Raw genomic sequence first — 26,005 nt, 5'->3', positions numbered from 1 at the left:
GGAGTCGGGAAAATGGAGTGGATGTCCTGGACACTGCCAACGGCAGCTTTCTTTATCGGTATCGGGTTGTTGCTGGTGGGCATGACCGTATGGGAACTGCGCTCGGCCAGCATTGAGCGTCGAGGTTTCCTGCCGATTGTCACCACGCGTGGCGATCGCTTGTTCATCGGGCTTTTGGGCAGCGCTTACCTGCATCTGCTGGTGATCGGTGTCACTGAATGGAGTATCTGGATCGCTTCAGGGATATCCCTGGTGTGGTTGTTGGTGGTGATGCGGTGGGGTTAGAGGGCGGCCGGGCGCGATTACCGAAGTGATCCGGTCGGCAGTATTCGAAAGCGGGACTACATAAAAGCAACACTGGAGATGACTATGTTCAATAAGAAAAACAAGCTGCAACATAGCGTGACGCTGGCAACCATGATCATGCTCAGCGGGTTGAGTGTGTCGGCATGGGCGGATCAATACGAGGATGCGGCGAAGAAGTGGGCGGCCAGTGAATTCAAGCCGAGTACGCTTTCCGATGCTGAGCAGTTGAAAGAGCTGGAGTGGTTCATCAAGGCCGCTGAGCCGTTCCGAGGCATGGACATCAAGGTGGTGTCGGAAACCTTGACCACCCACGAGTACGAATCGAAAACCCTGGCCAAGGCATTCACTGAAATCACCGGCATCAAAGTCACTCACGATTTGCTGCAAGAAGGTGATGTGATCGAAAAGCTGCAGACGGCCATGCAGTCGGACAAAAGCATCTATGACGGCTGGGTGAACGACTCTGACCTTATCGGTACACACTTCCGGTACGGCAAGGCGCTTTCTCTGACCGATCTGATGGCCAGCCCGGAAGGCAGTAAAGTCACTTCTCCTACGCTGGACCTGAAAGACTTCATCGGCACGTCATTCACTACTGCGCCTGACGGCAAACTCTACCAACTGCCCGATCAGCAGTTCGCCAACCTTTACTGGTTTCGGGCCGACTGGTTCGAACGTCCTGACCTGAAAAAGAAATTCAAGGACAAATACGGCTACGAGCTGGGTGTTCCGGTCAATTGGTCAGCCTATGAAGACATCGCCAAATTCTTCAGCGAAGACGTCAAGGAAATCGATGGCAAGAAAGTTTACGGCCACATGGATTACGGCAAGAAGGACCCCTCGCTGGGCTGGCGCTTCACTGATGCCTGGTTCTCCATGGCGGGCAGCGGCGACAAGGGCCTGCCTAACGGCCTGCCAGTGGACGAGTGGGGCATCCGCGTCGAAGACTGCCATCCGGTCGGTTCCAGCATCACCCGCGGCGGCGACACCAACGGACCAGCAGCAGTCTTCGCCACCCAGAAATACATTGACTGGCTGAAAGCCTATGCGCCGCCGGAAGCGGCGGGCATGACCTTCTCCGAATCCGGTCCGGTGCCTTCGCAGGGTAACGTTGCGCAACAGATCTTCTGGTACACCGCCTTTACCGCTGACATGACCAAGCCCGGGTTGCCGGTCATGAATGCCGATGGCACGCCGAAATGGCGCATGGCGCCGTCGCCGAAGGGTCCTTACTGGAAAGAAGGCATGAAGCTCGGTTATCAGGACGTAGGCTCCTGGACCTTCCTCAAGTCGTCCGATGAGAAAAAGCGTCTGGCGGCCTGGCTGTACGCGCAGTTTGTGACCTCCAAAAGTGTTTCGTTGAAGAAAACCATCGTCGGCCTGACGCCGATTCGCGAGTCTGACATCAACTCCAAGGAGATGACCGCGCTGGCACCGAAACTGGGTGGTCTGGTGGAGTTCTATCGCAGCCCGGCTCGTGTGCAATGGTCGCCAACCGGCACCAACGTGCCTGATTATCCGAAGCTGGCTCAGTTGTGGTGGAGCCACGTTGCCGAAGCGGTCACTGGCGAAAAGACCGCTCAGCAGGCGCTGGATGGTCTGGCCAAGGATCAGGATGCAATCATGACGCGCATCGAGCGTTCCAAGGTTCAGGAAGCCAGCAAGTGTGCGCCGAAGATGAATCCTGAGACGACTGCAGAAGAGTGGTACTCCAAGGCAGAGCAAAGCGGTGGCAAGTTCCTTGCGCCGCAACGCAAGCTGGCCAACGAGAAACCGAAGGGTGAAACCATTGCCTATTCGGACCTGCTGAAAAGCTGGGAAGATGGCAAGAAGTAAGGTGTTTTGGATGTCATGAAAACGGCACCCTTGAGGTGCCGTTTTTATTGGGCGCGTGCTGATCAGTCGTGCAGGGTTTCCGCCGCATACAACGTGTTTTCCAGCAGGCAGGCACGGGTCATCGGGCCAACGCCGCCAGGGACCGGGGTAATCCAGCCGGCGCGGGGCAGGGCGGTTTCGTACACCACGTCGCCCACCAGCTTGCCATCTTCCTGACGGTTGATGCCGACGTCGATCACAATGGCGCCGGGTTTGATCCATTCGCCCTTGACCAGGCCGGGCTTGCCCGCGGCAACCACCACCAGATCGGCACGGGCCACATGGCCTGCCAGGTCCTTGGTAAATCGGTGGGTTACGGTGACGGTGCAGCCCGCCAGCAGCAGTTCCATTGCCATCGGGCGACCGACGATGTTCGACGCGCCAACCACCACGGCATCCATACCGTACAGGTCGACACCGGTGCTTTCCAGCAGGGTAATAATGCCCTTCGGCGTACACGGGCGCAGCAGCGGAATTCGCTGGGCGAGGCGACCGACATTGTAAGGGTGGAAACCGTCCACATCCTTGTCCGGGCGAATGCGTTCCAGCAGCAGGGACGCATCGAGGTGTGCAGGCAAAGGCAGTTGCAGCAAAATGCCGTCCACAGCGGGGTCTTCATTGAGACGGTCGATCAGATCCGTCAGCGCCACCTGAGTGGTCTCGGCGGGCAAGTCGTAGGCCTGGGAAATAAAGCCGACTTCTTCACAGTCTTTGCGCTTGTGCGAAACGTAAACCTGAGAGGCGGGGTCGCTGCCCACCAGAATCACCGCGAGGCCCGGCGTACGCAAGCCTTGCTGGCTACGTTCGGCGACACGTTTGGCGATCTGCTGGCGCAGGCTGGCGGCGATCGCTTTGCCGTCGATTAGTTTTGCAGTCATGACGCGTGATTAACCATCGAGAGGAAATAAAATGAGCGCGCATTCTCGCATGACATGGCGCGAGGGCAAAGGCGCATGCGTTGCAAATTCCGCTAACCCCTTTATCTAGCTGAATTTTTTTCAAAAAAAGGTTGACGACCCCAGGGGCCGTCTATAAGATTCGTCGCACTTGCCGGGCAGAGCCCAGCACTGGTTAAGCTAGCACTGGTTGATAAGGTCAGGCAGAGTTGCAAATCAGCTCGGTGTGATTGAAAGCCCTTTAGTTTGTTATCGCAAGAATACAAATTATATAAGTGCCCGTAGCTCAGCTGGATAGAGCATCCGCCTTCTAAGCGGATGGTCGCAGGTTCGAGTCCTGCCGGGTGCGCCATTCAAGGCAGCTTTGGCACAGCAAGTAAGATGCACATGTCACATGCAATATGGTGGGCGTAGCTCAGTTGGTAGAGCACAGGATTGTGACTCCTGCGGTCGTGGGTTCGAACCCCATCGTCCACCCCATATTCAAAGGGCGCCAGATTCATAGTCTGGCGCTTTTGCTTTAAAAGTTTGAAATGCGGATGTGGTGGAATTGGTAGACACACTGGATTTAGGTTCCAGCGCCGCAAGGTGTGAGAGTTCGAGTCTCTCCGTCCGCACCAGATTTACTTTTGCCAGGTTTCATTGAAAACCGCAAAAGCCCAGAGAAGCCCGCCCAGTGCGGGCTTTTTGTTTTGTCGAATTTCTTATTTTCAGTTATTTCGCTGCCCAGCAGGCTGGGCAGGTCTCGTGCTGGTTATTCAATGACAAGCAGTACTTTCGTCTGGCAAAGAAGGGAAGAGTTTTCGCCCGGGATTTCGGTGACTACGCTGTAACCACCGGACTCCAGCGAGGACAAATCTGCCGTGAATGAAAAGCCTGATTTCAGAAGCTTTTCATTGCCGAATACTTTTATCAAATCCGGACGGTCAATGATGGACGGGTCCTTGAAGGTGACAGGGGTTCCCTTGTAGCCGGTCAGACGAAGTCTTATTTCCTGTGGTGCGCTTTGGTGGGCGGTATCGATCGCCCATCCGATGAACGTGACCATGCCTTTGGCGACATATACCGTTGCGCCAGTCTTTCCACCGATTGAGTCAATCGCGCATTTGTCGGAAGAGTAATGAGTGGTTTTGGTGTTTGCTGCCGTTTCTTTGCTGCCTTCTTTTTCATTACACCCTGTGAGGGTTGCTGAAGTCATGGCGAGAAAACCTAAAGCAGCAATCATTTTGTACATGGTCTTTCCTGGGTGATTTTGAGTTGCCGCGGCAGTGTCAGCGCCGGGATTATGGGGCGATCAGCTTTGCTGCACAAGGGTTTGGCAGAGTAAGCAGGGCGCACTGCCGCTGCGAGAACGATTGATCGTGCCGGTGATGCAGCATCTGTCACTCTTTGCCAATCAAGGTGCATCTGCCGTGTGGGTGAGCGTTTCAATGGTGCTTAAGGTGTCAGGGCAGTATCGAGCGTTTGTGCTGTGCGGCTGTCGCTGTTCTGCAAAGGTTCCTCTTCGCAGGGGCACAAGATTAGTTGGCCGGAAATTTTCAATCTGTTCAATTGCTTGCAATGGGTGGCGTACCCCGGCTGCGTTGTGTACGATGCGCGCCGGGTTGAATCAGTCTGAAGGCTGCACTGTGCTATTGGGCCAGTACCGCAAAAAGTCATTGATTTGCAGTGTTGAGGGTAAAGCCTCTTCCAGCAGGCGGCTGGTTGATTTCCAGTTGTGCAGCTGCCCGAATGCAATGGCTTGATTGAAAATGCTTTAGCTGAAAAAAGCCGCCTTGAGCGGTTTTTTTGTTTCAACGTATTCGTTTACCGTTTCGCTGGGCCGGTCATTTGCCGTTGGTCGAGCGAAACGTGCTGTGTAGAAGGAGTCGGTCATTGTCCGGTATGGATGCTTCTTTATATAGAAGCCGTGCCAGACGCGTCGCGAGTGGTTCCGGGTATTTCCCTTTGTCCTCCGGCTGCCGGCTGGTTCCTTCTTCTTAATCCACCCTTTTCAGTAGGGTGACTTCTTGAGTTTGACCCACTAGAATGCATGCCCTTGATTCTGGGGTCGGAAACGGCCGGCTAACGTCTGTGCAACGAGGAATATCCATGCAAGTTTCTGTTGAAAATACTTCCGCTCTTGAGCGCCGCATGACCATTGGCGTGCCTGCCGAACGCATCGAGACTGAAGTCAACAAGCGTCTGCAGCAGACCGCGCGCAAAGCCAAGATCCCGGGCTTTCGTCCTGGCAAGGTACCGATGAGCGTTATCCGTCAGCGTTACGAAGACGGCGCACGTCAGGAAGCACTGGGCGATCTGATTCAGGCTACCTTCTATGAAGCTGTGGTTGAGCAGAAGCTGAACCCGGCCGGCGCTCCTGCTGTAGAGCCAAAGTCTTTCGAAAAAGGCAAAGACCTGGAATACGTGGCTACTTTCGAAGTATTCCCGGAATTCACCGTTGCCGGTTTCGATACCATCGCGGTAGAGCGCCTGTCTGCCGACGTGGCTGACAGTGATCTGGACAACATGCTGGAAGTGCTGCGCAAGCAGAACGTCCGTTTTGAGGTGACCGATCGCGCCGCCCAGAACGAAGACCAGCTGAACATCGATTTCGTGGGCAAGGTCGACGGCGAAGTATTCGCTGGCGGTTCCGCTACCGCTACCCAGCTGGTGCTGGGCTCCGGTCGCATGATCCCGGGCTTTGAAGACGGTCTGGTTGGCGCCAAGGCCGGTGAAGAGCGCGTTCTGAACGTGACCTTCCCCGAGGATTACCAGAACCTCGAGCTGGCTGGCAAGGCTGCCGAGTTCACTGTGACCGTCAACACGGTTTCCGAGCCTAAGCTGCCTGAGCTGAACGAAGAATTCTTCAAGCAGTTCGGTATCAAGGAAACCGGTATCGATGGCTTCCGCACCGAAGTTCGCAAGAACATGGAGCGCGAGCTGCGTCAGGCGATCAAGTCCAAGGTCAAGAATCAGGTAATGGATGGTCTGCTGGCCGCCAACCCGATCGAAGTGCCCAAGTCGCTGCTGGAAAACGAAGTCAACCGTCTGCGCGTTCAGGCTGTTCAGCAGTTCGGCGGCAACATCAAGCCCGATCAGCTGCCTGCAGAGCTGTTCGAAGAGCAAGCCAAGCGTCGCGTCGAGCTAGGCCTGATCGTTGCCGAGGTGGTGAAGCAGTTTGATCTCAAGCCTGATGACGCTCGTGTCCGCGAAATGATCCAGGAAATGGCGTCCGCCTACCAGGAGCCAGAGCAGGTCGTGGCGTGGTACTACAAGAACGAGCAGCAAATGAACGAAGTACGTTCTGTTGTACTTGAAGAGCAAGTTGTAGATACTGTTTTGCAGAAAGCTAGCGTGACCGACAAATCGGTCTCCTACGAAGAAGCTGTCAAGCCGGTGGAAGCTCCAAAAGCCGACTGATTTCTCTTTTCGTGCGAAAACACCCACAAGCCAGCCTTCGCGCTGGCTTGTGCGTATTCAAGACTCGACTATTTGGGAGTGAATGCAGGACATGTCCCGCAATTCTTATATTCAGCAGAACTCTGACATCCAGGCCGCTGGCGGCCTGGTCCCGATGGTTATCGAGCAGTCCGCCCGTGGCGAACGCGCCTATGACATCTATTCGCGCCTTCTCAAGGAGCGAGTCATCTTTATGGTGGGCCCGGTAGAGGACTACATGGCCAACCTTATCGCGGCGCAACTGCTTTTCCTTGAAGCGGAGAACCCGGACAAGGATATCCATCTCTACATCAACTCGCCGGGCGGTTCGGTGACTGCAGGCATGTCGATCTACGACACCATGCAGTTCATCAAGCCAGACGTTTCGACCATCTGTATCGGTCAGGCTTGCAGCATGGGTGCATTCCTGCTGGCCGGCGGTGCCGAGGGCAAGCGCCATTGCCTGCCTAACTCGCGGATGATGATTCACCAGCCGTTGGGCGGTTTTCAGGGTCAGGCGTCGGATATCGACATCCATGCCAAGGAAATCCTGCACATTCGTCATCGCCTCAACTCGCTGCTGGCGCATCACACCGGTCAGAGCCTTGAAACCATTGAGCGTGATACCGAGCGTGACAACTTCATGAGCGCAGAGCGTGCGGCTGAATACGGCCTGATCGACTCCGTGATCAACAAGCGTCAAATGCCTGCCTAAGCAGCTCAAAATGTAGGGGGTCGGCACAACCGACCGCCTGCGGACTTGAAAAAGCCCGCAATAGCCTTCATCTTGTGTTGCAAGCCTACCGGATTGGATCGATCGAATGACTGACACCCGCAACGGCGAGGACAACGGCAAATTGCTCTATTGCTCCTTCTGTGGCAAAAGCCAGCATGAAGTGCGCAAATTGATTGCCGGCCCCTCGGTCTTTATCTGCGACGAGTGCGTCGACCTGTGCAATGACATCATCCGCGAGGAGGTGCAGGAAGCCCAGGCCGAAAGCAGCGCGCATAAATTGCCTTCGCCTAAAGAAATCAGCGGCATCCTTGACCAGTACGTAATCGGTCAGGAACGTGCCAAAAAGGTTCTCGCAGTAGCGGTGTACAACCACTACAAGCGCCTGAACCAGCGCGACAAGAAGAACGACGATGTCGAGCTTGGCAAAAGCAACATCCTGCTGATCGGCCCTACGGGCTCCGGCAAGACGTTGTTGGCCGAAACTCTGGCCCGCCTGCTCAATGTGCCGTTCACCATTGCTGACGCCACCACCCTGACCGAAGCTGGTTATGTGGGTGAGGACGTCGAAAATATTATTCAGAAGCTGTTGCAGAAATGTGATTACGATGTCGAGAAGGCCCAGATGGGTATTGTCTACATCGATGAAATCGACAAGATTTCGCGCAAATCCGACAACCCTTCGATCACTCGTGACGTGTCCGGCGAAGGCGTGCAACAAGCCTTGCTGAAGCTGATCGAGGGTACTGTGGCATCCGTGCCTCCTCAGGGCGGGCGCAAGCACCCACAGCAGGAATTCCTGCAAGTGGACACGCGTAATATCCTCTTTATATGCGGTGGCGCCTTCTCGGGCCTGGAAAAGGTCATTCAGAACCGTTCCACCCGTGGCGGCATCGGTTTCAACGCCGAAGTTCGCAGTAAGGAGGAAGGCAAGAAGGTTGGCGAGTCCCTGCGTGAAGTCGAGCCTGATGATCTGGTCAAGTTCGGTCTCATTCCGGAGTTCGTGGGTCGTCTGCCAGTGCTTGCTACCCTGGACGAACTGGATGAAGCTGCTCTCATCCAGATCCTGACCGAGCCGAAGAATGCGCTCACCAAGCAGTACGCCAAGCTGTTCGAGATGGAAGGTGTGGACCTCGAGTTCCGTACTGATGCGCTGAAATCGGTAGCCCGTCGTGCGCTTGAGCGCAAGACCGGTGCCCGTGGCCTGCGTTCTATCCTTGAAGGCGTATTGCTCGACACCATGTACGAGATCCCGTCGCAGAGCGATGTGAGCAAGGTGGTGATCGACGAGAGCGTTATCGATGGCACGTCCAAGCCGCTGCTGATCTACGAAAACAGCGAGCCACCTGCCAAGGTCGCTCCTGACGCGTGAACCACTGCTGTGTGTTTGCGTGTGAAATGACACAGAAGGGGGCCCTTAAGGTCCCCTTTTGCATTTTTAGCCTGTTCATTCGTCTTGTATGAAGAATCTGATCTTGGCGGGGTGTCTCACTAGAGCTTGTTTTTTTTGAACGCTACCCCCATCTTGGCTTCAAGCTAATTCCATCTGTCCCGGCCGATTGGCCGCTGTAGAGGCGAAATCATGACGACCACAATTGAATTGCCTCTTTTGCCATTGCGTGATGTCGTGGTTTATCCGCACATGGTTATCCCGCTGTTCGTGGGGCGCGAGAAGTCTATCGAAGCCCTTGAGGCGGCAATGACAGGCGACAAGCAGATCCTGCTGCTCGCGCAAAGAAACCCGGCTGACGACGATCCTGACGAAAAGGCGTTGTACAGCGTAGGCACCATTGCGACTGTCCTGCAGTTGCTCAAGCTGCCTGATGGCACCGTCAAGGTGCTTGTTGAGGGCGAGCAGCGTGGCTCAGTCGAGCGGTTCATCGAAGTCGACGGTCATTACCGTGCCGACGTCGCACTGATCGACGAGGTTGATGCGCCGGATCGCGAGTCCGAAGTGTTTGTGCGCAGCTTGCTTGCCCAGTTCGAGCAGTATGTGCAGTTGGGCAAGAAAGTCCCTGCAGAAGTCCTGTCATCGCTCAACAGCATCGATGAGCCCGGTCGCCTGGTCGACACCATGGCTGCGCATATGGCGCTCAAAATCGAGCAGAAGCAGGAAATCCTCGAGATTATCGATCTGTCCGCGCGTGTCGAACACGTGCTGGCCTTGCTGGATGCCGAAATCGACCTGTTGCAGGTCGAAAAGCGCATTCGCGGTCGTGTGAAGAAACAAATGGAGCGCAGCCAGCGCGAGTACTACCTGAATGAGCAGATGAAGGCCATTCAGAAAGAGCTGGGCGATGGCGATGAAGGTCACAACGAAATCGAAGAGCTGAAAAAGCGCATCGATGCTGCCGGGCTTCCCAAGGACGCTCTGACCAAGGCAACGGCCGAGCTGAACAAGCTCAAGCAGATGTCACCTATGTCGGCCGAAGCGACCGTTGTACGCTCTTACATCGACTGGCTGGTTCAGGTGCCGTGGAAAGCACAGAGCAAAGTGCGTCTGGACCTTGCTCGCGCCGAAGCCATTCTTGACGCCGATCACTATGGCCTTGATGAGGTCAAGGAGCGCATCCTCGAATACCTCGCCGTACAAAAGCGCGTGAAGAAAATTCGTGGCCCTGTGCTGTGTCTGGTAGGGCCTCCAGGTGTGGGTAAAACATCCCTGGCAGAGTCCATTGCCAACGCGACCAATCGCAAATTCGTGCGCATGGCCTTGGGTGGTGTGCGTGACGAGGCTGAAATTCGTGGTCATCGCCGAACATACATTGGTTCGATGCCAGGAAGATTGATACAAAAGATGACGAAGGTGGGTGTTCGCAACCCGCTGTTCCTTCTCGATGAAATCGACAAGATGGGCAGCGACATGCGTGGCGATCCGGCGTCCGCTTTGCTTGAGGTCCTGGACCCTGAGCAGAACCATAATTTCAACGACCATTACCTAGAGGTCGATTACGACCTTTCTGACGTGATGTTTCTGTGTACGTCGAACTCGATGAATATTCCGCCAGCGTTGCTGGACCGGATGGAAGTCATTCGCCTGCCGGGCTACACCGAAGACGAAAAGATCAACATTGCCGTCAAATACCTTTCGCCCAAGCAGATTCAGGCCAACGGCCTGAAAAAAGGCGAAATTCAGTTCGACGAGGAAGCGATTCGCGACATCATCCGTTACTACACCCGTGAAGCGGGCGTGCGCGGTCTTGAGCGTCAGATCGCCAAGGTCTGCCGCAAGGCGGTCAAAGAGCATGCCACGGAGAAACGCTTCGCCGTGCAGGTCACAGCTGACATGCTTGAGCACTTCCTGGGCGTACGTAAGTTCCGTTACGGGCTGGCCGAGCAGCAGGATCAGATCGGTCAGGTAACAGGTCTGGCGTGGACGCAGGTGGGTGGTGAGCTGCTGACCATCGAGGCGGCGGTCATTTCGGGCAAGGGCCAGTTGATCAAGACCGGTTCACTGGGCGATGTCATGGTCGAGTCCATCACTGCAGCGCAGACCGTGGTGCGCAGCCGCGCCCGTAGCCTGGGCATTCCAGCGGACTTCCATGAGAAGCACGACACCCATATTCACATGCCTGAAGGTGCTACTCCGAAAGACGGGCCGAGCGCTGGCGTGGGCATGTGTACCGCTCTGGTGTCGGCACTGACCCAGATTCCGGTGCGTGCAGATGTGGCCATGACGGGTGAAATTACCCTGCGCGGTCAGGTGCTGGCGATCGGCGGTCTGAAGGAAAAACTTTTGGCCGCGCACCGTGGCGGAATCAAGACGGTGATCATTCCGGAAGAAAACGTGCGTGATTTGAAGGAAATTCCTGACAACATCAAACAGGATCTGCAGATCAAGCCCGTTAAATGGATTGACGAAGTCCTGCAAATTGCGCTGCAATACGCGCCGGAGCCATTGCCGGATGTAGCAACTGATCTGGTCACAAAGGATGAAAAACGCGAGTCTGACTCTAAGGACAGAATTAGCACGCATTAAGACTGGACAGGCTTCCTTGACAGCTTTTTAGGGCCCTTGTTATAAAGCGGCTCTTTAAAGCAATCACCAGCAAGCCTTCCAGCGCTCGTTTTGCTTAACACCTAAAACTTAGAAACGTACTCAAAAATAGAGATAAGGGGACTTAGAGTGAACAAGTCGGAACTGATTGATGCTATCGCTGCATCTGCTGATATCCCGAAAGCTGCTGCTGGCCGTGCGCTGGACGCAGTGATCGAATCCGTCACTGGCGCTCTGAAGGCTGGCGACTCGGTTGTTTTGGTTGGCTTTGGTACGTTCTCCGTTACTGATCGTCCTGCTCGCGTCGGTCGTAACCCGCAGACCGGCAAGACGTTGCAAATCGCTGCTGCAAAAAAACCAGGTTTCAAAGCCGGCAAAGCCCTCAAAGACGCTGTCAACTAAGCCTCTCGATGTCTATGCTCGCTGGGTCGGGTTTTTCTTGGCCCGTTAGCGGAGCGGTGGTGCATTCGGTTGCGACACCGAAGGGTTCGAGCCCTCCCGCTTCGTCAGTTACGAGAAGGCGCATCCTCGGATGCGCCTTTCTTCTATCCGCTTTCTACCCACGCTCCGCGGTTGGTTAGTCAGTACCACCGTTTTGGGGGACGCAATGCTGCAGAACATCAGGGACAATTCACAAGGCTGGATTGCCAAGACAATTATCGGAATCATCGTCGCGTTGATGGCCTTCACCGGCATCGAGGCAATGTTTACCGCTACCAGCAACAAGCAGAATGCAGCTGAAGTGAACGGCGAGGACATCTCTCAGAACGAGTTGAGTCAGGCCGTTGACATGCAGCGCCGTCAGTTGGCTCAGCAGCTCTCGCAGCAGTTGGGCAAGGATTTCGATCCTGCATTGCTGGATGAAAAACTGTTGCGTGAATCAGCCCTCAAGGGCCTGATTGATCGCAAGCTGTTGCTGCAAGGCGCATCCGATGCCAAATTCACGTTTACCGACGCCGCACTCGATCAGCAGATATTGCAGACGCCCGAGTTTCAGGTGGACGGCAAATTCAGTGCTGACCGTTTCGATCAGGTAATCCGCCAGCTGGGCTACAGCCGTATGCAGTTCCGTCAGATGCTTGGCCAGGAAATGCTCATCGGTCAGGTACGCGCAGGTGTTGCGGGCAGTGCCTTCGTGACCGATGCGCAGGTTGAAGCCTTTGCTCGTCTGGAAAAGCAAACGCGTGATTTCGCCTCGCTGACCCTGCCGGCCGATACGTCTGCAGTCAAGGTGACCGATGACGAGGTCAAGGCTCACTACGACCAGCACGCCAAGGAATTCATGAGCCCTGAGCAGGTGGTGCTTGATTACATCGAGTTGAAGAAGTCTTCCTTCTTCGACAAGGTGCAGGTCAAGGACGAGGACTTGCAGGCGGCTTATCAGAAAGAGATTGCCAATCTCTCCGAACAGCGACGTGCCGCGCACATCCTGATCGAGGTGAATGACAAGCTCAACGACGAACAGGCCAAGGCTAAGATTGAAGAAATTCAACAGCGCCTGGCCAAAGGTGAAGATTTCGCGGCGTTGGCCAAGGAGTTTTCCCAGGACCCGGGTTCGTCCAGCAAGGGCGGTGATCTGGGGTACGCTGGCAAGGGCGTATACGACCCGGCTTTTGAAGAGGCGCTGTATGCCTTGAACAAGGACCAGGTCTCACAGCCAGTACGTACCGACTTCGGCTGGCACCTGATCAAGCTGCTGGGGGTGGAAGCGCCTTCGGTGCCCACGTTCGCAAGCCTGAAGGGCAAGCTGACCGACGAGCTGAAGTCTCAGCTGGTTGAACAGAAATTTGTCGAAGTGACCAAGCAACTGGAAGACTCTGCGTTCGAATCGTCAGATCTGTCTCAGCCGGCGCAGGACCTGGGCCTGAAGGTTCAGACCACTGCACCGTTTGGTCGTGAAGGCGGTGAAGGCCTGACAGCCAACCGTGCGGTCATCCAGGCTGCATTCAGCCCTGAAGTGCTGGAAGAAGGCTCCAACAGCAGCACATTGGAACTGGACCCCGAGACCGTTGTGGTTGTGCGCTCCAAAGAGCACCTGCAACCGCAGCAATTGCCGCTTGCAAGCGTCGCCGACAAGATTCGCGCTCAACTGGTGAAGGAACACGCTACTGCGGCTGTGAAGGCCAAGGGCGAAGCTCTGCTGGCCGGGCTGCGCGATGGCAAGATTCCATTGGCTGCCAAGCAGGACGGGCGTGAGTGGAAAGTGATGGAAGCGGTTACCCGCAGTCAGGAGGGCGTTGATCCTGCGGTTCTGCAAACGCTGTTCCGTATGCCCAAGCCAGTTGGCAAGGACAAGCCGGAATTCGCCAGCATTACCGCATCCGATGGCAGTTTTGTCATTGTGCGTCTTAATGGTGTAAATCAGGCGGCCGCGCCGACCGATGCAGAGAAAGCGCAGTATCGCCGCTTCCTTGCATCGCGCGCAGGGCAGCAGGATTTTGCGGCGTACCGTGCACAGTTGGAAAGCAAAGCGAAGATCGAGAAGTTCTAATCTCGAAATCCGATCAAAAAGAAGGCCGCTCATCGAGCGGCCTTTTTTTGTGCATTGAAGCTGTTCGCGGGAAAGTGCCGCTCGCAAGGAGCGGCGCTTGCCGTCTTACTCTTCCATGCTGCCCATTGCAGTGGTATTGAAACCACCGTCAACGTACATGATTTCACCGCTGATGCCCGACGCCAGGTCCGAGCACAGGAACGCGCCGGCGTTGCCGACTTCGTCGATGGTCACGTTGCGGCGCAGAGGGGTCTGCGCTTCGTTGGCAGCCAGCATCTTGCGGAAGTTCTTGATGCCCGAAGCTGCCAGTGTGCGGATCGGACCGGCCGAGACGGCATTGACGCGTGTGCCTTCCGGACCGAGGCTGCCTGCCAGATAACGAACGCCGGCTTCCAGGCTGGCCTTGGCCATGCCCATGACGTTGTAGTTCGGCATGGTGCGCTCGGCGCCCAGGTACGACAGGGTCAGCAGGCTGCCGTTGCGGCCTTTCATCATTTCGCGACCGGCTTTGGCCAGGGCCACGAAGCTGTAGGCGCTGATGTCGTGAGCGATGCGGAAACCTTCGCGGGTGGTGGCGTTGGTGAAGTCGCCATCCAGCTGGTCGCCTGGTGCAAAGCCGACCGAGTGAACGATGACGTCCAGGCCGTCCCACTTCTTGCTCAGCGCTTCGAAGACCTTGTTGATCTCTTCGTCACTGGCCACGTCGCAAGGGAAGCACAGCTCAGGGCCCGAGCCCCAGCCTGCTGCGAACTCTTCGACGCGCCCTTTGAGCTTGTCGTTCTGGTAGGTGAAAGCAAGCTCTGCACCTTCACGATGCATGGCGGCGGCGATACCGGATGCGATGGACAGTTTACTGGCGACACCGACGATCAGTACGCGCTTACCGGCGAGAAAACCCATGTGTTGTTCCTCTTCAGGTTCAGGTTAATCGACAGCTACCGGCGCCAGAAAGGCGGCCTCCAGCAGCTGCTGTGTATAAGGATGTTGCGGTGCGGCGAAGATTTCCTGCGCTGCACCCTGTTCGACCACTTGGCCTTGCTTGACCACCATCAACTGGTGGCTCAGCGCTTTGACGACAGCCAGGTCATGGCTGATGAACAAATACGTCAGGTTGTACTTGGTTTGCAGCGAGCGAAGCAGCTCGACCACCTGGCGCTGCACTGTCCGGTCGAGGGCCGAAGTCGGCTCGTCCAGCAGAATCAGCGCCGGTTTTAGCACCAGCGCCCGTGCGATGGCGATCCGCTGACGTTGACCGCCGGAGAACTCATGGGGGTAGCGGTGCCGGGTATCCGGGTCAAGCCCCACCTCCCTGAGTGCTTCGATAATCGCCGTCTGTTGCTCGGCTGCCGTGCCCATGCCGTGTATCCGCAGGCCTTCGCCGACAATTTCTCCCACCGACATGCGGGGGCTCAAACTACCAAACGGGTCCTGGAAAACCACCTGCATCTGCCTGCGCAGCGGACGAATCTGCTGCTGCGACAGGGATTCTAGCGCGTTGCCCTTGAAACGTATGGTGCCCTGGCTGCCGATCAGGCGAAGAATCGCCAGCCCCAGCGTCGATTTGCCAGAGCCGCTTTCACCTACAATGCCCAGCGTTTGGCCTTCGGGCAGGCTGAAACGGATGCCATCCACCGCCTTGACGTGATCGACGGTCCGCTTGAGCAGGCCTTTCTTGATCGGGAACCAGACTTTCAGGTCCTCGACTTCAAGCAGCGGTGCTCCTGCAGGATTGGTCGATGGGCCGCCGCTGGGCTCTGCGCTTAGCAAAACTTTGGTGTACGGGTGTTGCGGCGACCGGAACAATTCTTCGCACGATGCCTGTTCGACGATGCAACCGCGCTGCATGACACATACTCGATTGGCTATTTGCCTTACAACGTTGAGGTCATGGCTGATCAGCAGCAACGCCATGCCCAGACGCGCCTGTAATTGCTTGAGCAATTCGAGGATTTTCAACTGCACGGTCACGTCCAGTGCCGTGGTCGGTTCGTCGGCGATCAACAACTCTGGCTCGTTGGCCAGTGCCATGGCGATCATTACACGCTGGCGCTGGCCGCCTGACAGCTCGTGTGGCAGCGCCTTGAGCCGTTTGCGAGGCTCTGGGATGCCTACCAGATCAAGAAGCTCCAGCGTCCGCTCAGTGGCCGCCTTGCCGGTCAGGCCCTTGTGCAGGCCCAGTACCTCGTTGATTTGCTTTTCAACTGAATGCAGCGGGTTCAGCGAGGTCATCGGTTCCTGGAAGATCATCGCGATACGGTTGCCGCGAATCGAGCGCAGTTTTTTCTCCTCGACTTTCAGCAGGTCCTGGCCTGCATAGTGAATGGTGCCACTGGGGTGGCTGGCGATCGGGTAGGGCAGCAGGCGCAGGATGGAGTGCGCTGTGACGGACTTGCCGGAGCCGCTTTCGCCCACCAGCGCCAGTGTCTCGCCACGGCGAATGTCGAAGCTGATGTTCTCGACCACACGCTGTCGCGATTCGCCCGTCACGAACTCGACCGCCAGATCGCGGATTTCGATCAGATTGTCATTGTTCATCTTATTTCCTTGGGTCGAATGCATCGCGGGCGGATTCGCCGATGAACACCAGCAGGCTGAGCATGATGGCCAGTACCGCAAAGGCGCTGATGCCAAGCCACGGCGCCTGCAGGTTGGATTTACCCTGCGCCACCAGTTCACCCAGCGAAGGCGAGCCTGCCGGCAGGCCGAACCCGAGAAAATCCAGAGCGGTCAGCGTGCCGATGGCTCCGGTCAGGATGAACGGCAGGAAGGTCATGGTCGAAACCATCGCGTTGGGCAGGATATGACGGAACATGATGGCGCCGTTTTCCATACCCAGCGCGCGTGCAGCGCGCACGTATTCCAGGTTGCGGCCGCGCAGGAACTCGGCACGCACCACGTCCACCAGGCTCATCCAGGAAAACAGCAGCATGATGCCCAGCAGCCACCAGAAATTGGGCTGCACAAAGCTGGCGAGAATGATCAGCAGGTACAGCACTGGCAGGCCGGACCAGACCTCCAGAAAACGCTGGCCAAGCAAGTCGACCCAGCCGCCGTAAAAGCCCTGCAAGGCACCGGCGATGACGCCGATGATCGAGCTGAGGATGGTCAGCGTCAGGGCAAACAGGACGGAAATCCTGAAGCCGTAAATCACCCGTGCCAATACGTCACGGCCCTGATCGTCGGTGCCCAGCAGGTTGTCTCGCGAGGGCGGGGCGGGGGCGGGCACCTTCAGGTCGTAGTTGATGCTCTGGTAACTGAACGGAATCGGTGCCCACAGCGTCCAGCCATCCTTTGCGGCGAGCAATTCCTTGATATAGGGGCTCTTGTAGTTGGCTTCCAGTGGGAATTCGCCTCCGAAAGTGGTTTCCGGATAGCGCTCCAGCACCGGGAAGTACCAGCTGCCGTCGTAGCGCACCGCCAGCGGTTTATCGTTGGCGATTAACTCGGCACCCAGGCTCAGGCCGAACAGGATGAGGAACAGCCACAGGGACCACCAGCCGCGTCTGTTGGCTTTGAAACGTTCGAAGCGGCGGCGATTGAGAGGAGAGAGCTTCATATCAATGCTTCCTGCTTTCAAAGTCGATACGCGGGTCTACGAGGGTATAGGTGATGTCGCCGATCAGCTTTACCACCAGCCCCAGCAGGGTGAAGATGAACAGCGTGCCGAACACCACCGGGTAGTCCCGATTGATAGCGGCTTCGAAACTCATCAGCCCCAGGCCGTCCAGCGAGAAGATGACTTCAACCAGCAGTGAGCCGGTAAAGAAGATACCGATGAACGCCGACGGGAAACCGGCGATCACCAACAACATCGCGTTGCGGAACACATGGCCGTAGAGCACCTTGTGGTTGCTCAGGCCCTTGGCTTTGGCTGTGGTGACATATTGCTTGCTGATCTCGTCCAGAAAGCTGTTCTTGGTCAGCAGGGTCATCGTGGCGAAGTTGCCGATTACCAAAGCGGTTACCGGCAGCACCAAGTGCCAGAAGTAATCGAAGATCTTGCCCGCTGTACTCAGTTCGTCGTAATTGTTCGAGGTCAGACCGCGCAGCGGGAACCAGTTGAAATAGCTGCCGCCGGCAAATACCACGATCAACAGGATGGCGAACAGGAAGGCCGGGATGGCATAGCCGACGATGATCGCCGAGCTGGTCCATACGTCGAACTGGCTGCCGTGGCGGGTAGCCTTGGCGATCCCCAGCGGGATTGACACCAGGTACATGATCAGCGTGCTCCATAACCCGAGGGAGATGGACACCGGCATCTTTTCGACAATCAGGTCGATCACCTTGGCATCACGAAAGAAGCTGTCGCCGAAGTCCAGCGTGGCGTAGTTCTTGATCATGATCCACAGGCGTTCCGGCGCAGACTTGTCGAAACCGTACATGCGCTCGATCTCCTTGACCAGCGCCGGGTCCAGGCCTTGCGCGCCACGGTAATTGGAGCCTGCCACCGCCACCTCGGCGCCTCCGCCGGCAATCCGGCTGGTGGCACCATCGAAGCCTTCGATCTTGGCGATCATCTGTTCCACTGGGCCGCCGGGAGCCGCCTGGATGATGACGAAGTTGATCACCAGGATGCCCAGCAGGGTCGGGATGATCAGCAGCAGTCTTCGCAGAATATAAGCCAGCATATTATTGCTCCGCGTCCGCAGGGCTGGCCTGATCAGAGGCCGGTTGGGCGGCCGTGACCGGTTTTACATCCGGCTTGGCCCACCACGTTGTCAGGCCGATGTCGGACAGCGCCTTGGCCTTGGGGTGATCAATATGATTCCAGTACGCAACCCGCCAGGTCTTGATATGCCAGTTCGGAATGACGTAGAAACCCCACAGCAATACCCGGTCCAGTGCCTTGGCATGGTTGATAAGATCCTTACGTGAATCCGCGTTGATCAGACCGTCCACCAGCGTATCCACTGCCGGGTCCTTCAGGCTCATCACATTGCGGCTGCCCGGATTGTCGGCGCTGGATGAATTGAAATACACGCGTTGCTCGTTACCGGGCGAGCTGGATTGCGGGAAGCTGCTGACGATCATGTCGTAGTCCCGCGAACGCAGGCGGTTGATGTATTGCGAAACATCGGCCCGGCGTATCACCAGCTCGATACCCAAGTCACTCAGGTTTCGCTTGTAAGGCAGCAAAATGCGTTCGAATTCGGTCTGCGCAATCAGAAACTCCAGTTTTACCGGGTTGCCCTGAGTGTCCACCATCTTGTCATCGACGATTTTCCAGCCCGCTTCCTGCAGCAGCTGAAACGCGCGACGCTGTTGCGGGCGAATCATGCCGCTGCCATCGGTGACCGGCAACGTAAAGGGTTCACTGAAGACCCGGTCCGGAATCTTGCCGCGCAACGGCTCGAGGATTTTCAGCTCTTCGGCAGAAGGCAGGCCGCTCGAGGCCATTTCCGAGTTATCGAAATAACTCTTCGTGCGGCTGTAGGAGCCGTTGAACAGCTGCTTGTTGGTCCATTCGAAGTCCAGCAGCAGGGTCAGTGCCTCGCGAACTCTGGCATCTTGAAACACTGGCTTGCGCAGGTTGAAGACAAAACCCTGCATGCCGGTCGGGTTGCCGTTGGGCAGCTCTTCCTTGATCAGCCGACCGTCTCTGACTGCTGGCGTATCGTAGGCAGTTGCCCAGTTCTTGGCGCTTATTTCGCTCCAGTAGTCGAACTGCCCGGCTTTGCCGGCTTCCAGTGCGACAGTGTTGTCGCGATAGTAGTCGGTGGTCAGGACGTCAAAGTTGTAGAACCCCTTGTTGATCGGCAGGTCCTTGCCCCAGTAGTCCTTGACCCGCTCGTAGCGCACTGAGCGCCCGGCCTTGACCTCGGCCACCTTGTACGGTCCGCTGCCCAGCGGGAAATCCAGGTTGCCCTTGCTGAAATCGCGGTCTGCCCAGAAATGTTTGGGCAGGACTGGCAGTTGGCCAAGGATCAACGGCATTTCGCGGTTGTTCGAATGCTTGAATTTGAACAGCACCCGCAGCGGGTCTTCGACAACCACCTGATCGACGTCTGCGTAGTAGCCCTTGTACATCGGCGACCCGTGTTGCATCAGGGTCTTGAAGCTGAACTCGACATCTTCGGCCCGAATCGGATGGCCGTCGTGAAAGCGCGCTTCGGGGCGCAGGTAGAAGCGCACCCAGCTGCTGTCAGGCGCTTTTTCGATCTTGCCCGCAATCAGTCCGTATTCGGTGAAGGGCTCGTCCAGGCTCGCGCGGGCCAAGGTGTCGTAGATCAGACCGATGTCATCTGCCGGGACGCCCTTGTTGATGAATGGGTTGAGGCTGTCGAAGCCGCCAAACCCGGCCTGACGAAACGTGCCGCCCTTGGGCGCATCCGGGTTCACATAGTCGAAGTGTTTGAAGTCTGCAGGGTATTTGGGTGCTTCATCGTACAGCGTCACGGCATGCTGGGGAGCAGCCTGGACCGTGCAGGCCAAGCTGACCAGCAGCAGGCCGGCTGCCCGTGAGCGCAGGGAAAGCGATGGGTTCATCGGGGCTTCTCCAGAGTCTTGAGCCACCACGCGCGCAGCCCCAAGGTGTAGGGCGGGGTGGTGACCATGGCGAATCGATTGCGATAGGCAAGGCGATGATTGTTCAGGTACCAGTTGGGAATGCTGTAGTGCTGGGACAGCAAGACGCGGTCCAGCGCACGTGCTGCTGCGACTTGGTCATCACGGGTCTGCGCGCCCAGCAACTTGTTCAGCAGCGCGTCGACCACCGGGCTGGCCACGCCGGCGTAGTTCTTGCTACCGTTTACCGAAGCCTGACTGGAGTGAAAGTATTGCCACTGCTCCAGGCCTGGGCTCAGGGTTTGTGACAGCGTCATGAGGATCATGTCGAAATCGAAGCGGTCCAGACGCTGTTTGTACTGGGCACGGTCGACCGTGCGCAGCCCCGCATTTATACCCAGCCGCCGCAAGTCTTCGATGTAGGGTTGCAGGATGCGTTCAAGGTTTGGGTTGACCAGCAGAATCTCGAAACGCAACGGTTGCCCGGCCGCGTTGAGCAGACCCTGGCCGGTCAGTGTCCAGCCTGCATCGCCCAGCAGTTTGAGGGCCTTGCGCAAGGTTTCACGCGGTATGCCGCCGCCATCGGTCTTCGACGGAGTAAACGGCTGGGTGAACAGGCTGGCTGGCAGTTGATCCCGATAGGGCGAGAGCAGCAGCCATTCGGCGCCGATCGGCAGGCCGATTGCGGAAAACTCGCTGTTGGGGTAATAGCTGATCGAGCGGTCATACGCGTTGCTGAACAGCGTGCGGTTGGTCCATTCGAAGTTAAACAGCAACCCCAATGCCTCACGTACCCGGATGTCGGCGAACGCGGCGCGTCGGGTGTTCATGAACAGGCCTTGAGTCTGGGTCGGAATGCGGTGCGGTATTTGCGCCTTGATCACTTTACCGCTGGTAACTGCCGGAAAGTCGTAGCCAGTTGCCCAGTTCTTGGCCTGATGCTCGATGTAAATATCGAACTCGCCAGCCTTGAACGCTTCGAAAGCCACATCGCTGTCGCGGTAGAACTCGACTTCGACCCGGTCGAAATTGTATTTGCCACGATTGACCGGCAAGTCCTTGCCCCAATAGTCCTTGACCCTCTCGAACACCAACTGGCGCCCAGGCTGAACGCGGGTAATGCGATACGGTCCGCTGCCCAGTGGCGGTTCGAAGGTCGTGGCCTTGAAGTCCCTGTCTTTCCAGTAATGCTGGGGTAACACAGGCAACTCGCCCAGGCGCAAAATCAATAGCGGATTGCCGGAACGCTTGAAGACAAAACGGATGCGGTGTCGATTGAGGATGTCGACACGCTGCACTTCCTGCAAGGCTGTGCGGTACTGCGGATGACCGTCCTTGAGGAGTGTCCTGTAGGAAAATGCCACGTCGTAGGCCGTAATCGGCTTGCCATCGTGAAAGCGCGCCTGCGGGCGGAGGTTGAATACCACCCAGCTACGGTCTTCGCTGTACTCCACGGACTGTGCAATCAGCCCGTAACTGGAAGCCGGTTCATCGCCAGAGGGGTCGTACTGGCCAGTGCCGGCCATCAGCGGCTCATTGAGCTCGCTGACACCGTACTGCAGGAAATTACCCGTCGAGACCGGGCTGGTGCCCTTGAATGTATAGGGGTTGAGCGTATCGAACGTACCAAATGCCATCATTCTCAAGGTGCCACCTTTCGGCGCCTCGGGATTGACCCAGTCGAAATGCGTGAAACTGGCTGGGTACTTGAGAACGCCAAATTGCGCATAGCCATGACTTTCGGTGATGGCTGCGTTGGCACAAAAACTCAAGGCCAGACTGACTATTAGCAGGAAGGGACGTATCACGATCCAGGCGACTTGGGCTTTCGGGTCGCTAACAGTAACAGCTTGTCCCGGCAGGAAAAAGACTGCGGGTGAGGCCGGCACCAGGACTGCACCGGCCACTTGTCCCAAGGTCATTCCCGGGCAAGTGGCCGGCGTCATCAATGCGGCAGGTAGACGGTCAACGTCTGGCCGGGCTTGAGAGCCTGGCCGCTACGCGGGTTCCAGCGCTTGAGATGTTGCATCTCGACGTTGAAACGCTTGGCGACCAAGTACATCGAGTCGCCTTTCTGGATCTTGTACTGCATGGATTTCTTTTCGCCGTCTTTGGCACTTGCAACCGACTTGCTGCTGGTTTTGCCGGCTGCCTTGGTGTTGTCCTGCATGACCAGCGTCTGTCCAACCTTGAGCTTCTTGCCGGTCAGTTTGTTCCAGTGTTGCAGGTCTTCGACATCTACCTTGTTGGCCTGGGCAATGGTGGTCAGGTTGTCACCGCTCCTGACCTTGTAGGTACGGGTACGGGTCGGCTTATCGTTACTGGCCAGCTCTTCGAATACAGGCTGTGAGGACCTCACACCCGGTTTGACCGGAACACTGAGCGACTGGCCGATCTTCAGGCGATTGCCGGCCAGCGTGTTGTTGCTCTTGAGCGAGCTGACCGTCACTTGATAACGGCTGGCCAGGCTTTCAAGCGTATCGCCCTTGCGTACGCGATAAGGCTGCCAGGCGACCATTTCTTCCTGCTTCATGGTCAGCAGGCTGGCGGTCAGCAATTGCGCCTTGGACGTGGGCACCAGCAGATGCTGGGGGCCGTCGATGGTCAGGCGTTTCTTGTAGGCCGGATTGAGCTGGATAAGCTCGTCTTCGTCGATATCGGCTGCGCTGGCGACTTTGGAGAGGTCGACACGCTTGTTGAGTTCGACCACTTCGAAGTAGGGCTGATTGGCGATCGGGTTGAGGTTGACGCCATAGGCCTCAGGCGACAGCACGACCTGGGACAGCGCCAGGAGCTTGGGCACGTAGTCGCGGGTTTCCTGCGGCAGCGGCAGGTTCCAGTAATCGGTTGGCAGGTTGAGCTTGTCGTTTCGTTCGATGGCACGGCTGACCGTCCCTTCGCCAGCGTTATAGGCGGCGAGGGCCAGCAGCCAGTCACCGTTGAACATGTCGTGCAGACGCGTCAGGTAATCCAGCGCAGCGACGGTGGAGGCCTGAATATCGCGACGTCCGTCATAAAAGCTGGTCTGGCGCAGGTTGAAATAGCGCCCGGTAGACGGGATGAATTGCCAGAGGCCGACGGCCTGACTGCGCGAGACAGCCATCGGGTTGTAGGCGCTTTCGATTACCGGGAGCAGGGCAAGCTCCAGCGGCATGTTGCGTTCTTCAAGGCGTTCGACGATGTAGTGCATGTACAGGCTGCCGCGCTCGCCTGCGTTTTCCAGAAAGGATGGATTGTTGGCAAACCAGAGGCGTTGTTGATCGATTCGTGGGTTCTGGTCGTTGCCTTGCTGCAGCTGAAAGCCCTGGCGCATGCGTTCCCACACATCCTGAGGCGGTGCTAGGGGAGTGACAGGCTTGTGGGTCAGAAAAATGGGTTTTTGCTTGATGCCGGCCGCCAGGTTGGGCGATCGGTGATTGTTGATGGTGTCGACGCTTGCGGTGCTCTGGCAACCGGCCAATAGGGCACTCGCTGTTACGGCCACGGCCTGAGCCAACCGAGTCAATGCGTCCGAATGTAGAGGCTTGCTGGTAGATGACGACATTGTTCGGGGGGTACATCCAGACGAAAATGTCGAGCGATTCTAGGAACCAGCATGCCGTCGGTCAACCTTTCAGAATTTTATTGCGGTTTGAGGGTCGTGTCAGAACTTATCTTTCCAGGCTCTCAGCTGAGCAAAGACCTCACTTTGCGAGGTGTTTTGGCTGCCGATCCGTTCGTCCGCTTTTTCTTTAACAGATGTTTCACGAGTACGCAGGAAGGGATTTGTGCGTTTTTCAAGCGCCAGGCTGGACGGCAGGCTGATGCGGCCTTCGCTACGCCACTGCGTCACTTGAGCCAGGCGCTCGGCGATGTCCCGGTTGTCGGGTTCGACAGCCTGGGCAAAGCGCAGATTGCTCAGCGTGTATTCATGCGCGCAGTAAATAAGTGTGTTGTCCGCAAGGGTGGCAAGGCGTTCGAGCGACGTGTGCATCTGATCGGGCGTACCCTCGAACAGGCGCCCACAGCCAGCGGCGAACAGTGTGTCGCCGCTGAACAGCAGCGGTTGTGACGCGTCTTCGTGATAGAAAGCTATATGGCCCAGCGTGTGGCCGGGGACCGCATGCACCACGAAGTCGAGACCGAGCACAGTGAGCTTGTCATGATCATTCAGCGCGATATCGCGCGCGGGAATGTTCTCGGTTGCCGGCCCCAGCACGCGTGCCTGGCTGGCTTGCTTGAGTTCGACCACGCCGCCTACATGATCATGGTGATGATGGGTGATCAGGATATCGGTCAGCCGATAGTCGGGATTCTGCCTGAGCCATGCCAGTACCGGCGCCGAGTCGCCCGGATCGACGACAGCGCAATGCTGGCTCGAAAGGTCTTGTAACAACCATATGTAGTTGTCACTGAAAGCGGGGAGGGCATGGATCTGTATCATGGCGCAGTTCGCATAGCGGCAGACAATGGTGCATCTTAGAGTCTGTTGCCGCTGTTAGCGAGCACCTCTGGAGGAGAACTCATGACCGATGAAGCGTTCGCTCAGGCTGATCCTGAGTGGCTTGCATTGATCCGCGCTGCTCGTGAATGGCTTTCGGGGCCACTCGGACAGCTTCTGCTCGAAGAGGAACGGCGGGTACTGGACGAAGAACTCGGGCGCTATTTCGGCGGTTATCTGGTGCATTACGGCCCGTCGGCTGAAACCCCGCCGGTCGCTCCGCAGGTACGACGCAATGTACGGCTAGGCGCGCCGCTGCCGGGGGTCGAGATTGTCTGCGAAGAACAGGCCTGGCCATTGAGTGAACATGCAGCCGATGTCGTGGTGCTGCAACACGGTCTGGATTTCTGCCTGTCGCCCCATGGTCTGTTGCGCGAAGCGGCGAGCAGCGTGCGTCCGGGCGGCCACCTGCTGATCATCGGCATCAACCCCTGGAGCACCTGGGGGGTACGGCATGTATTTGCTCGCGATGCCTTGCGCAAGGCACGTTGCATCTCATCCTCACGGGTCGCCGACTGGCTGAACCTGCTGGGCTTCGCGCTGGAGAAACGGCGCTTCGGGTGCTATCGTCCGCCCCTTGCTTCTGCGGGATGGCAGTCGCGCCTGATAGGCCTTGAAAGCCTCGGCGAGGGACGGCAGAGCCCCGGTGGCGGCTTTTACCTGCTGGTCGCACGCAAGCTGGTGGTGGGCCTGAGGCCCGTACGTCCAGTGCGTCGTGACCCCATCGGCAAGCTGATCCCCCTGCCAATGGCCAAGGTCAGTCGCGAGTCTCAGGATTCCTGAACACTGCCATTGCGCATACGAAGCCCATCATTCTGGAAAGGTAGCAATGAGCGATAGCGTTGAACTCTTCACCGACGGTGCCTGCAAGGGCAATCCTGGTCCGGGCGGGTGGGGCGCCTTGCTGGTATGCAAGGGAGTGGAAAAAGAGCTGTGGGGCGGCGAGGCCAACACCACCAACAACCGGATGGAGCTCACCGGCGCCATCCGCGGACTCGAAGAGCTCAAGCGTCCCTGCGAGGTAACGCTGGTGACCGACTCGCAATACGTGATGAAGGGCATCACCGAGTGGATGGTCAACTGGAAGAAGCGAGGCTGGAAAACAGCTGCCAAAGAGCCGGTCAAAAATGCCGATCTGTGGCAGTTGCTGGACGAGCAGGTCAGCCGTCATACCGTGAAGTGGCAATGGGTGCGCGGTCATATTGGCCATCCCGGCAACGAGCGTGCCGATCAACTGGCTAATAGGGGTGTCGACGAGGTGCGCGGCATCAAGCGCACCTAGCCTGGTTGGCTCCGGCGT

20 protein-coding genes and 3 tRNA genes are annotated in these 26,005 nt (G+C 57.2%); 13 read left to right on the top strand and 10 right to left on the bottom strand.

Annotated elements, in window-relative coordinates:
• The first annotated feature begins 12 nt into the window (after nt 1–12).
• Nucleotides 13–285 carry a DUF2160 domain-containing protein gene (locus POR16_RS16020; protein ID WP_005897313.1) on the top strand — a complete coding sequence of 91 codons (273 nt, stop codon included), beginning with the start codon at nt 13–15 and terminating at the stop codon, nt 283–285.
• A gap of 84 nt (nt 286–369) precedes the next feature.
• Entirely contained in the window at nt 370–2,142 is a 1,773-nt protein-coding gene (locus POR16_RS16015; protein ID WP_024668887.1) for an ABC transporter substrate-binding protein, read from the top strand.
• A 62-nt stretch (nt 2,143–2,204) separates the two neighbouring features.
• Here the strand turns inward: POR16_RS16015 and folD are convergent, their stop codons facing one another.
• The gene (gene folD, locus POR16_RS16010; RefSeq protein ID WP_005897307.1) at nt 2,205–3,059 is read right to left on the bottom strand and encodes a bifunctional methylenetetrahydrofolate dehydrogenase/methenyltetrahydrofolate cyclohydrolase FolD; all 855 of its coding nucleotides are present in this window, start codon (nt 3,057–3,059) and stop codon (nt 2,205–2,207) included.
• Between the two features lie 293 nt (nt 3,060–3,352).
• Between folD and POR16_RS16005 the strand changes: the two genes are divergently transcribed.
• From POR16_RS16005 to POR16_RS15995, 3 genes are all read left to right on the top strand, one after another.
• A tRNA-Arg gene (locus tag POR16_RS16005) sits at nt 3,353–3,429 on the top strand.
• 52 nt (nt 3,430–3,481) lie between these two features.
• Nucleotides 3,482–3,557, top strand: a tRNA-His gene (locus tag POR16_RS16000).
• 55 nt (nt 3,558–3,612) lie between these two features.
• A tRNA-Leu gene (locus tag POR16_RS15995) sits at nt 3,613–3,697 on the top strand.
• Between the two features lie 134 nt (nt 3,698–3,831).
• On the opposite strand, the gene POR16_RS15990 is transcribed toward POR16_RS15995, so the two are convergent.
• The gene (locus tag POR16_RS15990; protein WP_005897304.1) at nt 3,832–4,311 is read right to left on the bottom strand and encodes a hypothetical protein; all 480 of its coding nucleotides are present in this window, start codon (nt 4,309–4,311) and stop codon (nt 3,832–3,834) included.
• Nucleotides 4,312–5,168: 857 nt separating this feature from the next.
• On the opposite strand from POR16_RS15990, the gene tig reads away from it, so the two are divergent.
• The 6 genes from tig (at nt 5,169) to POR16_RS15960 (ending at nt 13,718) form a co-directional block, all read left to right on the top strand.
• Nucleotides 5,169–6,479: a trigger factor gene (tig, locus tag POR16_RS15985; protein ID WP_005897302.1), complete on the top strand. Its 1,311-nt coding sequence runs from the start codon at nt 5,169–5,171 to the stop codon at nt 6,477–6,479.
• Nucleotides 6,480–6,570: 91 nt separating this feature from the next.
• Nucleotides 6,571–7,212 (top strand): ATP-dependent Clp endopeptidase proteolytic subunit ClpP, encoded by a 642-nt coding sequence (gene clpP / locus POR16_RS15980; RefSeq protein WP_002552734.1) that lies wholly within the window; start codon nt 6,571–6,573, stop codon nt 7,210–7,212.
• A gap of 106 nt (nt 7,213–7,318) precedes the next feature.
• Nucleotides 7,319–8,602, top strand: coding sequence for an ATP-dependent Clp protease ATP-binding subunit ClpX (clpX, locus tag POR16_RS15975; RefSeq protein ID WP_002552735.1), 1,284 nt, complete (start codon nt 7,319–7,321; stop codon nt 8,600–8,602).
• A 210-nt stretch (nt 8,603–8,812) separates the two neighbouring features.
• The gene (gene lon / locus POR16_RS15970) at nt 8,813–11,209 is read left to right on the top strand and encodes an endopeptidase La (RefSeq protein ID WP_005897299.1); all 2,397 of its coding nucleotides are present in this window, start codon (nt 8,813–8,815) and stop codon (nt 11,207–11,209) included.
• Between the two features lie 147 nt (nt 11,210–11,356).
• The gene (locus tag POR16_RS15965) at nt 11,357–11,629 is read left to right on the top strand and encodes an HU family DNA-binding protein (protein ID WP_005897297.1); all 273 of its coding nucleotides are present in this window, start codon (nt 11,357–11,359) and stop codon (nt 11,627–11,629) included.
• A gap of 205 nt (nt 11,630–11,834) precedes the next feature.
• Nucleotides 11,835–13,718: a SurA N-terminal domain-containing protein gene (locus tag POR16_RS15960; RefSeq protein WP_005897295.1), complete on the top strand. Its 1,884-nt coding sequence runs from the start codon at nt 11,835–11,837 to the stop codon at nt 13,716–13,718.
• A 105-nt stretch (nt 13,719–13,823) separates the two neighbouring features.
• Here the strand turns inward: POR16_RS15960 and fabI are convergent, their stop codons facing one another.
• The 8 genes from fabI to gloB all read right to left on the bottom strand — a co-directional run bounded on the left by fabI (nt 13,824) and on the right by gloB (nt 24,648).
• Nucleotides 13,824–14,618 carry an enoyl-ACP reductase FabI gene (gene fabI, locus POR16_RS15955; protein ID WP_005897293.1) on the bottom strand — a complete coding sequence of 265 codons (795 nt, stop codon included), beginning with the start codon at nt 14,616–14,618 and terminating at the stop codon, nt 13,824–13,826.
• 24 nt (nt 14,619–14,642) lie between these two features.
• Nucleotides 14,643–16,253 (bottom strand): ABC transporter ATP-binding protein, encoded by a 1,611-nt coding sequence (locus POR16_RS15950; RefSeq protein ID WP_024668883.1) that lies wholly within the window; start codon nt 16,251–16,253, stop codon nt 14,643–14,645.
• Between the two features lies 1 nt (nt 16,254).
• Nucleotides 16,255–17,274 carry an ABC transporter permease gene (locus POR16_RS15945; protein ID WP_024668882.1) on the bottom strand — a complete coding sequence of 340 codons (1,020 nt, stop codon included), beginning with the start codon at nt 17,272–17,274 and terminating at the stop codon, nt 16,255–16,257.
• A 1-nt stretch (nt 17,275) separates the two neighbouring features.
• Entirely contained in the window at nt 17,276–18,349 is a 1,074-nt protein-coding gene (locus tag POR16_RS15940; protein WP_024668881.1) for a microcin C ABC transporter permease YejB, read from the bottom strand.
• Between the two features lies 1 nt (nt 18,350).
• Nucleotides 18,351–20,207 (bottom strand): extracellular solute-binding protein, encoded by a 1,857-nt coding sequence (locus tag POR16_RS15935; protein WP_005897284.1) that lies wholly within the window; start codon nt 20,205–20,207, stop codon nt 18,351–18,353.
• A complete protein-coding gene (locus POR16_RS15930) occupies nt 20,204–22,033 on the bottom strand; it encodes an extracellular solute-binding protein (protein ID WP_024668880.1) in 1,830 nt (609 codons plus the stop codon). Before POR16_RS15930 ends, POR16_RS15935 begins: the two co-directional genes overlap by 4 nt.
• A gap of 137 nt (nt 22,034–22,170) precedes the next feature.
• The gene (locus POR16_RS15925) at nt 22,171–23,769 is read right to left on the bottom strand and encodes a LysM peptidoglycan-binding domain-containing protein (protein ID WP_005897279.1); all 1,599 of its coding nucleotides are present in this window, start codon (nt 23,767–23,769) and stop codon (nt 22,171–22,173) included.
• Nucleotides 23,770–23,868: 99 nt separating this feature from the next.
• Nucleotides 23,869–24,648, bottom strand: coding sequence for a hydroxyacylglutathione hydrolase (gloB, locus tag POR16_RS15920; RefSeq protein WP_055002966.1), 780 nt, complete (start codon nt 24,646–24,648; stop codon nt 23,869–23,871).
• A gap of 81 nt (nt 24,649–24,729) precedes the next feature.
• Between gloB and POR16_RS15915 the strand changes: the two genes are divergently transcribed.
• Both POR16_RS15915 and rnhA read left to right on the top strand, forming a co-directional pair.
• Complete coding sequence (locus tag POR16_RS15915; RefSeq protein ID WP_005897273.1) at nt 24,730–25,488, top strand: methyltransferase domain-containing protein; 759 nt, start codon at nt 24,730–24,732, stop codon at nt 25,486–25,488.
• Between the two features lie 46 nt (nt 25,489–25,534).
• Nucleotides 25,535–25,987 carry a ribonuclease HI gene (gene rnhA / locus POR16_RS15910; RefSeq protein WP_024668878.1) on the top strand — a complete coding sequence of 151 codons (453 nt, stop codon included), beginning with the start codon at nt 25,535–25,537 and terminating at the stop codon, nt 25,985–25,987.
• The last annotated feature ends 18 nt before the right edge of the window (nt 25,988–26,005 follow it).

It is taken from the genome of Pseudomonas coronafaciens pv. oryzae str. 1_6, from assembly GCF_000156995.2.
GTDB classification, from domain to species: Bacteria; Pseudomonadota; Gammaproteobacteria; order Pseudomonadales; family Pseudomonadaceae; genus Aquipseudomonas; species Aquipseudomonas tremae.
This window is presented reverse-complemented; position numbering and strand designations above follow the sequence as displayed.